General features: G+C 41.2%; 12 protein-coding genes and 1 pseudogene. 1 reads left to right on the top strand and 12 read right to left on the bottom strand.

The features are described 5' to 3' along the window. Positions 1–55: 55 nt before the first annotated feature. The 12 genes from CSC79_RS05270 to rsmD all read right to left on the bottom strand — a co-directional run bounded on the left by CSC79_RS05270 (position 56) and on the right by rsmD (position 14,547). The gene (locus CSC79_RS05270; protein WP_099294848.1) at positions 56–2,566 is read right to left on the bottom strand and encodes an EAL domain-containing protein; all 2,511 of its coding nucleotides are present in this window, start codon (positions 2,564–2,566) and stop codon (positions 56–58) included. A 106-nt stretch (positions 2,567–2,672) separates the two neighbouring features. Next, positions 2,673–3,956 (bottom strand): phosphoribosylamine--glycine ligase, encoded by a 1,284-nt coding sequence (purD, locus tag CSC79_RS05265; RefSeq protein ID WP_099294777.1) that lies wholly within the window; start codon positions 3,954–3,956, stop codon positions 2,673–2,675. Positions 3,957–3,974: 18 nt separating this feature from the next. Then, positions 3,975–4,793: a class I SAM-dependent methyltransferase gene (locus CSC79_RS05260; protein WP_099294775.1), complete on the bottom strand. Its 819-nt coding sequence runs from the start codon at positions 4,791–4,793 to the stop codon at positions 3,975–3,977. Between the two features lie 108 nt (positions 4,794–4,901). After that, the gene (purH, locus tag CSC79_RS05255) at positions 4,902–6,488 is read right to left on the bottom strand and encodes a bifunctional phosphoribosylaminoimidazolecarboxamide formyltransferase/IMP cyclohydrolase (protein ID WP_099294773.1); all 1,587 of its coding nucleotides are present in this window, start codon (positions 6,486–6,488) and stop codon (positions 4,902–4,904) included. Positions 6,489–6,702: 214 nt separating this feature from the next. Further along, a complete protein-coding gene (gene fis, locus CSC79_RS05250; protein ID WP_002957804.1) occupies positions 6,703–6,993 on the bottom strand; it encodes a DNA-binding transcriptional regulator Fis in 291 nt (96 codons plus the stop codon). 20 nt (positions 6,994–7,013) lie between these two features. Then, entirely contained in the window at positions 7,014–7,985 is a 972-nt protein-coding gene (dusB, locus tag CSC79_RS05245) for a tRNA dihydrouridine synthase DusB (protein ID WP_180270391.1), read from the bottom strand. A 277-nt stretch (positions 7,986–8,262) separates the two neighbouring features. Next, on the bottom strand, positions 8,263–9,147 hold the full coding sequence (gene prmA / locus CSC79_RS05240) for a 50S ribosomal protein L11 methyltransferase (protein ID WP_099294769.1): 885 nt from the start codon (positions 9,145–9,147) through the stop codon (positions 8,263–8,265). A 67-nt stretch (positions 9,148–9,214) separates the two neighbouring features. Beyond that, positions 9,215–11,059 carry an RNA polymerase sigma factor RpoD gene (gene rpoD, locus CSC79_RS05235; RefSeq protein ID WP_099294767.1) on the bottom strand — a complete coding sequence of 615 codons (1,845 nt, stop codon included), beginning with the start codon at positions 11,057–11,059 and terminating at the stop codon, positions 9,215–9,217. Positions 11,060–11,182: 123 nt separating this feature from the next. After that, entirely contained in the window at positions 11,183–12,937 is a 1,755-nt protein-coding gene (gene dnaG / locus CSC79_RS05230; protein WP_099294766.1) for a DNA primase, read from the bottom strand. Between the two features lie 163 nt (positions 12,938–13,100). Then, positions 13,101–13,547 (bottom strand): GatB/YqeY domain-containing protein, encoded by a 447-nt coding sequence (locus tag CSC79_RS05225; RefSeq protein ID WP_099294764.1) that lies wholly within the window; start codon positions 13,545–13,547, stop codon positions 13,101–13,103. Between the two features lie 20 nt (positions 13,548–13,567). After that, positions 13,568–13,783, bottom strand: coding sequence for a 30S ribosomal protein S21 (rpsU, locus tag CSC79_RS05220; protein WP_002957797.1), 216 nt, complete (start codon positions 13,781–13,783; stop codon positions 13,568–13,570). 164 nt (positions 13,784–13,947) lie between these two features. Continuing rightward, positions 13,948–14,547 carry a 16S rRNA (guanine(966)-N(2))-methyltransferase RsmD gene (gene rsmD, locus CSC79_RS05215; RefSeq protein ID WP_099294763.1) on the bottom strand — a complete coding sequence of 200 codons (600 nt, stop codon included), beginning with the start codon at positions 14,545–14,547 and terminating at the stop codon, positions 13,948–13,950. Between the two features lie 123 nt (positions 14,548–14,670). Between rsmD and CSC79_RS20060 the strand changes: the two are divergent. Continuing rightward, a pseudogene (locus tag CSC79_RS20060) lies at positions 14,671–14,980 on the top strand (hypothetical protein); the annotation flags it as partial.

Here is a 14,980-nt window from a genome sequence, read left to right as displayed (position 1 = left end):
CAGTATGTGGTAGCTATAAGCGATTATGCATAGGCCAGAGTAAGGTGTGTCTTTCTTACTGCTCGTTTAAGAAATTAAGGTACTCATCGAATGGAATCGGTCTAGAGTAATAATAACCTTGAGTAAAATCAGCTCCCATTGCTTTTAGAGCATTGTGAGTATGCTCATCCTCAACGCCTTCAGCTGTTACCGTGATCCCTAAATTATGCGCCATATCAATGGCTGTTTTTACAATTACTTTATGGGATGCGTTACTCTCTAAGTTACTGACAAAGGAGCGATCAATTTTCAAGTTAGAAAATGTATAGTGCAGTAGATAGGTTAACGAAGCATAGCCTGTGCCAAAATCATCAAGTATAACGTGTATACCTTGCTCATGAAATTGAGATATTAGATGCTGCATTTTTTCTTGGTTTTTCACTAATGCAGATTCAGTAAGTTCAAACTTAATTTGTTTTGCGGGTATATTGTATTTAAGCAATATATTCTCAACTTTTTCCGCTAACTTGTTAATGCTCAAATTTTTGGCACTTAAGTTAATACTCACGGTGTGCTCAGTGAAGCCTTGTTTATTAAGTATTTGCAAATCGCGGCAACTTTTTTCTAATACCCATAAAGTTAGCTCATTGATAAGCCCTGTTCTTTCTGCAAGTTGTATGAGTTCTTCAATATTTAAATAACGACACTCAGGGGTTGGCCAGCGTAGTAAAACTTCGCTGCCAACAATGCGCTTAGTGCTGAGATCTATTTGTGCTTGGTGATATAAAGCAAGGCTGTCATTTTTAATGGCTGCTTGCAGTTTTGCGGCAAGCTCTATATCCATAAATTGATTAGTCTTTTGCTGTGAATCACTAATGCTTGTGAGGCTGCTTTTAGCTTGCTTTAGCGTGACGTAACCGCGTTGCAAGCATGCCTCAAAGTTATCACTGTCTAATGAAAAGCTAATAGCGGCAGCATACTTTAATTGCAAACTTAATCCTTGTATTTCATATTGTTTAGGTAACCCCTTAACAATTTTAGCTAAGCATAATGACAACTCTTCTGCACTTTGTGTTTTTGTTGAAATGCAGGCAAAAATACCCGTTCCTAAGTCAGCTAACTTAGAGTGGCTATCTAATGTTGAATCTAAAAATGAAAATTGGCGCTCACCAGTAAGCTGTAGTTCCAGAGATTGAGCCACTTTAATGATTAAGTTATTACTTTGCGTGGGGGTCAGCAAAGTATGCAATGAGTGAAAGTAGCGAATTTTAATTAAACATAGGGTGTTTTTTCGCTGTGCTTGTTCAAGGCCCATATAGGCTTGCTTTAACATTGCGCTATTAAGTAATTTCGTTTGTTGTGTATGGGTTGCGTGGTAAAGCGCACGCTCACGCTGGTAGCGCACACGATCAGCCAGTGCCATAGCCATTAAAATAACTTCACATAAAATAGCTACTAAAAATGCATGGCGAATAGCAAAACTGTATGGCAATACATCGGTTAATTCTAAAGGCTGAATTGCAGCGCCAATAATAAGTGGTATCCATGAAATAACATAAAACTTAGCCCATCTAAAACCACTGCGAAGTTTGTTGTAAATCATAATGATGCAGATAATGTATAACAGCACCATGGTGGAAAAAAAGATCCTCGCCGCGATATTTTCAACAATAAAAAAGGAGGCTAAGGCCAAAATAAACATAATGACCATTAAGCCGATGCTGGCCTTAAAGCGCCAGCAGCGTTCTTTGTGATACCGCAAGAACATGGTGCAAAATGCGAGCGTGAAAATAGAGATAGCGTAATTGCTAACGATAATATATTTTTGAAAAAATAGCTGCCAGCTAACAGGCCAGAGGTAAAACCCAAACCCAAGTACTGCGCCCATTAAAATTATGGCGCTGATAATGTAGCCAATGTAAATCAGGTATACACGGTCCCTAATACCAAAAAAGAGTACTAGGTTGTAGAGCGCTGCCATAATAAGTACGCCAACAAAGATACCCCAAATTGTTGCTTGTGAACGGTTCAAACTTTGAAAGTCCAGCTCTGAATACAAGTTAATAGGCGTTTTACTGATACCTGTTGTGTCTATCTTAACTAACAAGCTGTGGCGAGTATTTGAAGGAATGTCCAAATAAATATGAGGCACGCTATATTGAAAAAGAGTTAATCCCTCTTTTAAATCACCAAGCTGAGTCTGTGTAACTACCTCATTGTTCTCATCTAAGTGATACACCGTTAAGTGATCTATCATCGGGTTATCAAAGTGAGCGACAACGCTTTCGTCTTTATGGCTGCGGTTATCGAGTTTTATTTGTAGCCAATAATTGCGGGGGGTGAAGTTCCAGTTTATTGTCTCAAATGGCTTATTAATAAAAGTATGGAGGCTGTTCAATACAGTCTCATTAGGCAGTTTTTTGGTGTCGTCGATTAAATAGCTGTGCTTTAAATAGATTGGGGTTGTTTTATCTATTGTGTATTTAGTGGGGTTCGCGAGATTGCTTGCAAAATTTGCAATAACATAAAATAACAGTACTAATATTAAAACAGCAATAAAGTGATAACGTAAGTAATTATTTTTCAATGTTTGTCGTCTTTTGCGAATCGTCCAGTAAGTGTAGCACCTTTCTAAAAAGAAAAAGCGCAGTGAACTGCGCTTTATATTAAATTTTACAACAATAAAGTATGGCTTATTGCTCGCGTGCAATTGCACGATAAGCAATATCGGTACGGTACTCCATGCCTTCCCAGTTAATTTCCACAACCAGTTTATAGGCACGCTGTTGTGCTTCGGTAACAGTGTTACCAAGGGCCGTTGCACATAACACGCGCCCGCCAGCAGTCACAACGTTATCGCCGTCTTGCTTAGTTCCTGCGTGAAAAACTTTTTCGCCTTCAGGGTAGCTTACTTTTAGGCCATTGATTGCGTCACCTTTCGGGTAGCTATCAGGGTAGCCTTTAGCAGCTAATACCACACCTACAGCTGCGCGTGAATCAAACTCAATGGTTGTTTTATCAAGTTCTACACGGTTAGCTGCTTCAATCAATTCGACCAAGTCTGATTGTAAGCGTAGCATCATAGGTTGTGTCTCAGGGTCGCCAAAACGACAGTTATACTCGATAACTTTCGGCGTACCGTCGCTGTCGATCATCAAACCTGCGTATAGGAATCCTGTATAAGGGTGGCCTTCACTAGCCATACCTGCAACTGTTGGGTTGATAACTTCATCCATAATGCGCTGATGGATTTCGTCAGTTACAACTGGGGCTGGTGAGTATGCACCCATGCCACCTGTGTTTGGACCTTTATCGCCATTGTAGGCACGTTTATGATCTTGGCTAGTAGCAAACGGTAGTACGTTTTCGCCATCAACCATAACGATGAAAGAGGCTTCTTCACCCTCTAAAAACTCTTCAATCACAACGCGACTGCCCGCTTCACCAAAAGCGTTTCCTGCCAGCATGTCACGAATGGCATCCTCGGCATCAGCTTCAGTCATTGCAACAATAACGCCTTTACCTGCTGCTAAACCGTCTGCTTTTATAACAATCGGCGCACCTTTTTCTTTTAAATAGGCAAGGGCAGGGTCGATTTGTTCAAACGTTTGGTAATCCGCAGTTGGAATATTGTGGCGTGCTAAAAAGTCTTTAGTAAACGATTTAGAGCCTTCCAGCTGAGCAGCCCCGGCTGTTGGGCCGAATATTGCTAAGCCGTGCTCACGGAATTTATCTACTACACCCAGTACCAGTGGTACTTCAGGGCCCACGATAGTAAGGCCAACATTGTTTTGCTTTGCAAAGTTAAGTAGGCCTTCTAAGTCTTCAACGTTAATGGCAACGTTCTCAAGCTTAGGCTCATGGGCTGTACCTGCATTACCAGGGGCAACGAATACAGTGGTTACTTTGGTGTTTTGAGCGGCCTTAAACGCAAGTGCGTGTTCGCGGCCGCCGCTGCCAATGACTAATACATTCATGGCGAATTATCCTATCTATTAAAGCGGTTTTTTAAATTTCAGCGTCATACGGTCACTTTCACCAATCGCTTTATATTTAGCTGCGTCTTTTTCATCAAGCGCTAAGCGAGGTGGGAGAGTCCATACCCCTTTAGGGTGATCAGCTGTATCAAGAGGGTTTGCATTAATTTCACTGCTTGCTTCAAGTTCAAAACCTGCTTGTTTAGCAAGTGCAATAACAACACTTTGCTTCATATAACCTGACGACTTTTGCATTTCATCAGCGCTACTTTCTGGTAAGCGATGCTCTACCACACCTAGCGTTCCGCCTGGTTTTAATGCTGAGAAAAAAGACTTAAAGGCACTTAATGCCGCGTCTTTTTCTTTGCTCATATACCAGTTATGCACGTTGCGAAAGGTTAATACCATATCAGCGCTGTTTGCTGGAGCGATATCTAAATGTGTTAGTGGAGCAAACTCTGTCACCTTTACTTGGCTATATCGTTTATCTTCAGCGATTTTCTTTTTAAAGCTCGCTAGTGAACGTTGATAGTAACCAACTGATGAATCTGCAGGAAAGTGAGCAGCATAGTAAGTACCTTGCTCTTTTAATGCAGGCGCTAAAATGTCACTGTACCAACCGCCACCAGGGGCAATTTCAACCACGGTCATAGTTGGTTTAAAACCAAAAAAATCCAATGTTTGTACAGGATTACGATACTGGTCTCGCTCATTGTTGCGCTCAGTTGATTCGACTGCTTTTTGCAGTGCCGAATCGGCGCTGTGGTTATGTGCAAGAGCTACTGTTGAGCTAACTGCTAACGTAGCAACCAATAGAGATTTTAGTGCAAATTTCATCGTCTGTTCCTTCATATTATAATTTTACAAGAGGTTATAGAATAAGCAGAATACGTGAATTTAGTGCAAACAAAAAGAGCTAACTTTATCAGTTAGCTCTTTGCGTGATTAGTGGCGGAAGTGACGCATACCAGTAAACACCATTGCCATGCCAGCTTCATCAGCTGCCGCTATAACTTCTTCATCGCGCATTGAGCCACCTGGTTGTATGACCGCTGTAATGCCAGCTTCTGCAGCTGCATCTATACCATCACGGAATGGAAAGAACGCATCAGATGCCATGACTGAACCTTTCACTTCAAGGTTTTCGTCAGCGGCTTTAATACCCGCTATTTTAGCTGAATAAACGCGGCTCATTTGGCCTGCGCCTACACCAATTGTCATACCGTCACGGGCATAAACAATCGCGTTTGATTTAACAAACTTAGCCACTTTCCAGCAGAATAATAAGTCTTTAAGCTCTTGCTCAGTAGGTTGGCGCTTAGACACAACTTTTAAGTCGCCTTGCGTTACCATACCTAAATCACGGTCTTGAATTAATACACCACCGTTAACACGCTTGATGTCATGGCTTGTGCCTTTAGCAGAAAACTCACCACATTCTAATAAACGTACATTTTGCTTTGCAGATACGATTTGTGCAGCTGCTTCAGATACCTTAGGTGCAATGATCACTTCAACAAATTGGCGAGCAACAATGGCTTCTGCAGTCTGGGCATCAAGCTCTTGGTTAAAGGCAATAATGCCACCAAATGCTGATGTAGGATCTGTTTTGAAAGCACGGTCATACGCTTCAAGAATGTTTTCACCGATTGATACGCCACAAGGGTTTGCATGTTTTACGATAACACAGGCAGGTACGTCAAACTCTTTAACACATTCAAGTGCTGCGTCAGTGTCAGCAATATTGTTAAACGATAATGCTTTACCTTGAAGTTGTACCGCAGTTGCAACAGAGGCTTCTTGTACGTCGTTCTCAACATAGAAAGCGGCGTCTTGGTGAGAGTTTTCACCGTAGCGCATATCTTGCTTTTTAGTGAACTGCATATTGATTGTACGTGGGAATTTAGTTTCCTCAGCCGCTTCATCAGTGTAGTCAGCAACCATTTTACCGAAGTAGTTAGCAATCATGCCATCGTACTGTGCGGTGTGCTCGTAAGCAGCAATCGCAAGATCAAAACGCGTTTTGTATGACGTTGAACCATCGTTGCTTTGCATTTCGCTGATCACGCGGTCGTAATCTTTTGCATTTACTACGATAGTCACGTCTTTGTGGTTTTTAGCCGCAGCACGCACCATAGTTGGACCACCGATATCGATGTTTTCAATAGCATCTTCAAGGCTGCAGTTCTCTTGAGCGACTGTATTCGCAAAGGGGTATAAGTTAACTACAACAATATCGATAGCAGAGATGTTATTCTCAGCCATTACGTCTTCATCTTGTCCACGACGCGCTAAGATGCCGCCATGAATTTTTGGATGAAGAGTTTTTACGCGACCATCCATGATCTCAGGGTGACCTGTGTGGTCAGATACTTCAGTGACTTTAATGCCGTTATCAGCAAGTAATTTACAAGTACCGCCAGTTGATAAAAGTTCGACACCTTGTGATTCAAGTGCACGAGCAAATTCAACGATACCGGTTTTATCTGACACACTTAGTAGTGCGCGACGAATTGGACGATGTGTATCCATTGTAGTTTGATTACCTCAGTGTTTGAGCTAGCTTAGAAAGGCGCTATTTTAACTGAATATCGCTTAAAAAACGATATTTAAAGGGTGAGGATTTTGCAATTAGGCACTTTTTGAGGGATTTTAAAGATATAAAAAAAGCACCCGAAGGTGCTTTTTCATTTAAAATAACATGGTTATTTTAAATTTTTATTTTTTATACCAGTTATAACTGATATTAGTTCATGCCGTATTTCTTAAGCTTCTTACGTAAAGTACCACGGTTGATACCTAGTAAGATTGCCGCACGTGTTTGGTTGCCACGAGTGTAAGTCATTACTTCTTCAAGTAATGGTGCTTCTAGCTCAGAAAGAACAAGGTCGTAAACGTCTTGCACATCTTGACCGTTAAGCTGTTTTAAATAATGATGAACAGCTTTTTTCACTGCATCGCGTAATGGCTGCGGTTTCTCGTGTGACTGAACATGAGGGTTAGTAATAAATGGAGAAGTCACGTTTTGTTCGAACATTGTATATATCTCTTTCTTTCTTAGTTAGCTGCTAGTGTTTTAAAGTATTGCTCTAATGTCTCGATTTGTGCCTGTGGATTATCGAGAGCATTAAATACTCGCCTAAACTGACCGTCACTGTCATGGGTTTGCAAATACCAAGATACATGTTTGCGAGCTATGCGCGCTCCCATTGGTTCCCCGTAAAACGTATGAAGGTTCACTAAGTGTTCCATCAAAATACCCCGCACTTCTGAAATCTCAGGTGTGGGTAAATGTTCTCCGGTTCGCAAAAAGTGGTCTATCTCCCTAAATATCCAAGGGCGACCTTGGGCGGCTCGACCAATCATAATGGCATCTGCACCCGTATAGTCCAAAACCTGCTTTGCTTTTTCTGGTGATGTAATATCACCATTAGCTACCACAGGTATCGACACTGAACGCTTTATATCCCTGATTGTGGCGTATTCTGCTTCACCTTTATACATACATGCACGCGTGCGCCCATGTACGGCTAATGAAGCAATGCCATAGCGTTCAGCTATTCTCGCAATCTCAACACCGTTACGGTTATCCCGATCCCATCCTGTACGGATTTTTAATGTTACAGGTACATCAACAGCGTTAACCACGGCGTCGACGATCTCTTCCACTAAATCAGGAAACTGTAATAAGGCTGAGCCTGCGAGCTTCTTGTTCACTTTCTTTGCAGGGCACCCCATATTTATATCTATGATCTGTGCACCATTGCTGACATTGAATTGTGCAGCCTGGGCCATAAGCTCAGGATCAGCTCCTGCTATTTGCACTGCGCGTATTCCTGATTCACCGCTGTGATCCATACGGTTCATCGATTTTTCGGTTTTCCATACCTTTGGATTTGACGACAGCATTTCAGACACAGCAAGCCCTGCACCTAAGCGTCGGCAAAGCTGTCTAAATGGTCTGTCGGTTATGCCCGCCATTGGCGCGACAATAACATTATTCTCAAGTTGGTATGAACCGATACGCACGATATTCAAAGGCCTCTTTTCAAGGGGCGCTAAGTTTACGGTGTTTTTACTAAAAAACAAAGGCTATAAATTGAACAAAAGTGACTTTTTTTTGACTTTTTCGTATTGACTTTTGATAACAGTTTGAAGGCTGGGTTGATTTGTTTGTTAATTAAGCAAAACAAAAACAAAGGGGCTATTTTGTTTTCAAAGTATGCGTGTAAATAATAGGTAAAGCCTGTTAATTACAGGCTTTACAAACGTATTTAGAGTTAACTCTTTAATAAATAAAACGCGATTAGATAGCGTTTTTTTCACCGCTTACTCGAGTCCATTCACCCTCAACAGCAATTTCATCAAGGGCAATAAATGGCGCATAAACGTCAGCAACTGACTGTGCCTGCTCTTCTAAAATGCCTGACATCGCTATTTTACCACCTGGTTTTAACAAGCCTAAAATGACACTGTGAAGTTCACGTAATGGCGCGGCTAAAATGTTTGCTACCACTATATCTGCTGTAAATTCAGGCTGATTTTCTGGTAGGTAAACTTCAAGCTTGTCGGCTACACCGTTACGCTGTGCATTATCAAGGCTCGCTTCTAATGCTTGTGGGTCGATATCAATGCCTATCATACGCTCAGCACCCAATTTTATAGCTGCAATGCCTAAAATACCTGAGCCACAACCAAAGTCGACGACGGTTTTACCTGTTAAGTCTTGGCTTTCAAGCCATTTTAAACACAATGCGGTTGTGGCATGCGTGCCTGTGCCAAAGGCAAGGCCAGGGTCGAGTAATACATTTACAGCATCAGGGTCTGGAATATCGCGCCAGCTTGGGCAAATCCAGAGCTTTTCGCCAAACTGAATTGGGTGGAAGTTATCCATCCATTCACGTTCCCAGTCTTTATCTTCAAGTTGTTCTACTTTATAAACTAACGAGTCTCTTATCTCGTCATGGCGTTTTAATAGCTCAATAACCGCATTCATATCGTGATTAGCCTCGAACAGACCAATAACAGTGGTATCAGCCCAAAACTCGACAGTGCCAATTTTAGGCTCATAGATAGGCGTATCTTTAGCATCAATGAAGGTAACAGACGCGCTTCCAGCTTCCATTAATAAGTCACTGACAGCATCAGCGGTTGCGGCATTAGCATTGATACGGATTTGGATCCAAGCCATGATTATTTCCTTGAAATAGAAAAAAGGCCGCTACAGCGGCCTTTTAATTATGTTTGTTAGCAGCTAATTATTTAGCGTCTAAGAAGCTCTTAAGTAAATCAGAGCGAGAAGGGTGGCGTAGTTTACGCAGTGCCTTCGCTTCGATTTGACGAATACGCTCACGTGTTACGTCAAACTGTTTACCTACTTCTTCTAGAGTATGGTCGGTATTCATATCGATACCAAAACGCATACGTAATACTTTAGCTTCACGGGCTGTTAAGCCTGCAAGTACATCGTTGGTAGCACCACGAAGAGACTCCATTGTTGCCGAATCGATTGGCGAGTCAATAGTAGTATCTTCGATAAAGTCACCTAAGTGCGAATCTTCATCATCACCGATAGGCGTTTCCATTGAAATCGGCTCTTTCGCGATTTTAAGTACCTTACGGATTTTATCCTCAGGCATTAACATACGCTCAGCTAATTCTTCTGGGTTTGGCTCACGACCCATCTCTTGCAACATTTGACGTGAAATACGATTCAATTTATTGATCGTTTCAATCATATGTACCGGAATACGGATAGTACGTGCTTGGTCAGCAATCGAGCGGGTAATGGCTTGACGGATCCACCACGTAGCATAAGTTGAGAACTTATAACCACGGCGATATTCAAACTTATCAACGGCTTTCATTAGACCAATGTTACCTTCTTGGATTAAGTCCAAGAATTGTAAACCACGGTTGGTGTACTTTTTCGCAATCGAGATAACAAGACGTAAGTTTGCTTCAACCATTTCTTTTTTCGCACGACGAGCCTTAGCTTCACCAATACTCATACGACGGTTGATGTCTTTAATACGTTCAATGCTTAAACCAGTGCTTTCTTCGATAGCACTTAGCTTATTAATACAGCGTATTATTTCAGGCTTCACTTCTTCAAGTTTAGCTGAATGCTTTTCGTTAGCGGCAATTTCTAAGTCAAGCCACGATGAATCTGTTTCGTTATTTGCAAAATGCTTAACAAAGGTTTTCTTTGGTAACTTTGCAAATTGTACCGCTTGTTTCATGATAAGACGTTCTTGAATACGAACTCTGTCCATCATTTCACGCATGTTGTTAACCATGCGATCAAACTGTTTAGGTACTAGTTTAAATGTTCTGAATAGCTCACCGATTTCAAAAATAGCGGCTTTTGAATCAGGGTGAGAGCGGCCTTTTTTATCAAAAGTATCGCGTGCTTTGTTATACAGATCGCGAAGATTCTCAAAGTGAACACGGGCTTCTTCAGGATCTGGGCCAGTATCTACTTCTTCTTCGTCTTCATCATCATCACTTTCTGAATCATCTTTATCTTCTTCATCAAGCTCTTTTTCGCTTAATTCAGAACCGATGTGTGTTGCAGAAATTTGCGTTTCATCTTCATTAGGATCGAAGAAACCAGAGATAATGTCGCTTAAGCGCATTTCTTCAGCTTCGAATTTATCCCATTGTTCAAGAAGATAAGTAATTGCTTCAGGGTACTCAGCAACCGAGATCTGAACTTGGTTGATGCCTTCTTCAATACGCTTAGCGATGACAATTTCGCCTTCACGGGTCAGTAGTTCAACTGTGCCCATTTCACGCATGTACATACGAACCGGGTCCGTAGTACGGCCGATTTCTTTATCTACAGTAGCAAGCGCAGCGGCTGCGGCTTCTGCTGCGTCTTCATCTGTCGTGGTTTCTTGCATCATCAATTCATCGGCATCAGGCGCGTTTTCGCTAACCTTGATACCCATATCATTGATCATGCTAATGATATCTTCTACTTGATCTGAATCGATAATATCTTGTGGAAGGTGATCATTAACTTCTGCAAAAGTTAAATAACCTTGCTCTTTACCTTTTTGAATCAGAAGTTTTAATTGTGACTGAGGAGTTGGATCCATAGAGATTGTTTCTTCCACTCTGATAAGTTGATACAACAGGCGCCAGCTTGCTTATAAATAAGCTAAACTAAGTATTATTTGACGCAGTGAATAGCACAGTATAACAGCATTTATCAATTTTGACTAGCTGTTAGTTCCTTTTAGCGCTTGAGTTAATAAATGACACTCGAGTCGCTCATCGCTGTTTAATCCTTGTGTCTTGTCCTTTATTAATAGGGTCTCGAGTCGATAATTTAAACACTGATCTTCAATAAATTTAAAAGTATTTTTAAATTCATCTTCTAAGCGGTCGTCATTTATTTCATGACGCCACGTCGCTAATTTAATCAGTGCTTCATACTCTGGGCTTTCTCTAAACGCCTCAAGTAATTGAGCGGTAGTAATTGTGCCTTTTTCTAACGCGTAGTGCTGTAACTTTATTAACAGGGCAATACCTGCGATATTCATTTGAGCAAGATCAGGTAAGTAAGGCACTGCATTTGATAAACTCGGATGCTGCACTAGCAAACCAATAGCACGACGCATTGGCGTTATTTTAAATTTACGCTCAATTGAATGCTGTTGTTTGGGGGTTTTTAAACGGCCATTTAGCTGCTCTTTTGTACGGCCAATTAATCGCCCTAGTTGCTCAAGTAAATTTTCCTGATAAAACTCACTAGGAATTTTTTCTATTAAAGGAAGCACCGCGCTGAGTAATTTTGCTTTACCAGCATCACTAGTTAAGTCAATTTCCTGACTGAGTTTGTTAAACAACACTTGAGTGAAATCATCAGCGTGGGCTAAACGTTGTTCGAACGTGTCTTTGCCTTCTTGTTGTACTAGTGAATCAGGGTCTTCGCCATCAGGTAAAAATACAAATTGCAGTGCTTTACCATCACTTAAATAAGGCAACGCATTTTCAAGCGCGCGCCAAGCAGCATCACGACCTGCACGGTCACCATCGTAACAGCAAATTACCTTGTCTGTGGTTCTGAACAAAGTATGCATGTGCTCAGCTGTTGTTGCGGTGCCAAGTGCTGCGACTGCGTATTCAATGCCTTGCTCGCTCAATGCGACCACGTCCATATAACCTTCAACAATAAGGACATGCTCAAGCTTTTTGTGTACTTGCTTTGCCTCATAAAGCCCATATAACTCAAAGCCTTTATGGAAAATGCGGGTCTCTGGAGAGTTTAGATATTTGGGCCCTTGGTCTGATTGCATAACCCGACCACCAAACGCGATAACACGACCCCGTTTATCACGAATTGGAAACATTAAACGGTCACGGAAAAAATCAAACTGCCTGCCGGGGGTTTTCTCCGAAGCGAGCTTTAACTCTACAAGCTGCTCTTTTTGCTCTTTATTACGACCAAGCTGTTGGCACAAGCCTTCCCACTCACTCGGAGCATAGCCAATCATAAACTTTTTAACGGTTTCACCACTTAAGCCACGACCTTTTACATACTCAATAACATCAGCTGAATTTGCGTGGTGTTTTAATTGATGCTGATAAAAGCGGGCGGCGTGTAGCATTAAGTCGTAATCAGAACGTTTTTGCTCTGCGGTTCTTTGTGGGCCTGAGCTGGTGTTACCTTGTTCACGTGGCACATCTAGGTTTAATAAGCTGGCAAGTTCTTCAATTGCATCAACAAATTCAAGTTTATCGTATTCCATTACAAAAGAAATTGCGTTGCCATTAGCCCCACAACCAAAGCAATGGTAAAACTGTTTATCTTGTGAAACAGTAAACGAAGGAGATTTTTCGTTATGAAAAGGGCAGCACGCTTGGTAATCTTTACCGGCTTTTTTAAGACCAACTTTAGAGTCAATAAGCTCGACAATATCTGTTCTGGCGAGTAAATCGTCAATAAAATTTCGTGGGATCTTTCCGGCCATTAGTAAAGTGTAGTCCTGAAATAAATAGAAAAAGGTGAACGAACTAGCTCTAGTTCTGCAAAATTAGATTTGAACACAAATGCTATTTTTGTTAAAGCTAAAAACGAAGAAACCGAGCACTTGGCTCGGTTTGCTTTAATCATACTTTACGTATGTGGGCGTATTAGGCAGTTAATCGTTGCTTAATTAAGCCAGAAATCTTGCCTAAATCGGCGCGACCTTCAGCTTTGCTTTTGATTATACCCATTACTTTACCCATGTCTTGCATACCTGCTGCGTTAGTATCAGCAATAGCCTCATCAATGAGAGCAATGATTTCGTCTTCACTCAATTGTTGAGGTAAAAACTCTTCAAGTGCTTTAATTTCACTGGCTTCAACTTCAGCTAAATCATCACGCCCAGCATCTTTGTACTGAGTGTAAGAATCGCGGCGTTGTTTAACAAGCTTCACTAGGACTGCGGTAATACCGTCATCATCAAGTGTTATTTGCTCGTCAATCTCACGCTGCTTGATTGCAGCAAGCACCATACGAATTGGGTTAAGACGTGCTTTGTCTTTCGCTCGCATCGCATCTTTTTGCGCATCTTTTAGCGTTATTAAAAGGCTCATTTATACAAGACCTAATACTATTAGTATAATTTAACGCGACGTGCGTTATCGCGAGAAAGCTTCTTCATGTGACGCTTAACCGCTGCAGCTTTTTTACGCTTACGCTCAGCTGTTGGCTTTTCATAGTGCTCGCGACGACGAACTTCTGAAAGGATACCTGCTTTTTCACATGAACGCTTGAAGCGACGAAGTGCTACGTCAAACGGTTCGTTCTCTCTTACTTTAATTACTGGCATTAAAAATTCACCTACCTAAATAATGAGCGTTGCTCAAGTTGATCAAACAATGATCAAGTGGTTCAAAAATGGTGCGGTATTGTAATCCGAAGCCACACCACATGTAAAGGATAAATATTATCTAGTTCGAACTGCGCACTAAAATAAATTCTATGTTATTAATTTTACTGTACTTGATATAAACGACATTGTACTTGGCCGGCAATTTTTTCTTTTAATAACAGCCAATTATTTGGTATTGGGAGATTGTTCAATTCGCTTTCAATTTCAATATAAACAAGCGCATTTTCACTTAGCCAATTATTTTTTATAAGTAAATCACAGCATGGCTGAGCTAAACCTAGGCGAAAAGGCGGATCGACAAAAACTAAATCAAATTGTTGTTCATTAGTATTTTGACCTAAATACTGCAAACTATCGATGCAATGAATGTCTGTATTACTCAAATTGAGCGTTTGGGCGTTTGCTTTTAATTGCGCCGCTGCTGAATTGTCCATTTCTAAAAATGTAGCGCTGTGAGCAAATCTAGAGAGGGCTTCAAAGCCAAGCCCGCCGGAGCCTGCAAAGCAATCGAGAACTTTAGCATCTCGAGTATCTTGCATTAACCAATTAAAGAGCGTTTCTTTAATGCGATCTGTCGTTGGCCTTAAGCCTTCAACATTTTTCACCGGTAATTTACGACCACGAAATTGCCCGCTAATGATCCTAATAAAGCCATCGCTAGATTTATTATTTGATTGTTTTTGTGGTGATTTTTTTCTCATTTAACTCACTAATAAATGGTATCTAGAACGCGGCTCAGATAATATTGTCATCATATGGTAGTGCGTCATTTTTCAACTGCGCTAAAAGTGTTACCATAAGCATCTTGGACAATAGTTTTATGAATGGCTTTAAAAGCGAGTTCAGATAAAACTATTTGCATTAGTTTATCAGATTTTTATAAGTGGTTATTAGCAACTATGGCAAAAAAAAGTAAATTCCTGTCTTGGCTAGGTTTTGGCAAATCAGAAAATAAACAACAAACAGAGCAAGCAGCAGATGCTGATAACCAAAAGCAATTAGCAGAGCAAGAGCGACTTGCTGCAGAAAAAGCAGAGGCTGAGCGTTTAGAGCAAGAACGACTTGCTGCAGAAAAAGCAGAGGCTGAGCGTTTAGAGCAAGAACGACTTGCTGCAGAAAAAGCAGAGGCTGAGC

The sequence above is a fragment of the Pseudoalteromonas sp. 3D05 genome (genome assembly GCF_002723455.1).
In the GTDB taxonomy this organism is placed as follows: Bacteria; Pseudomonadota; Gammaproteobacteria; order Enterobacterales; family Alteromonadaceae; genus Pseudoalteromonas.
The sequence above is the reverse complement of the archived record's forward strand: the minus strand, read 5'-3'. Positions and strand labels throughout refer to the sequence as shown.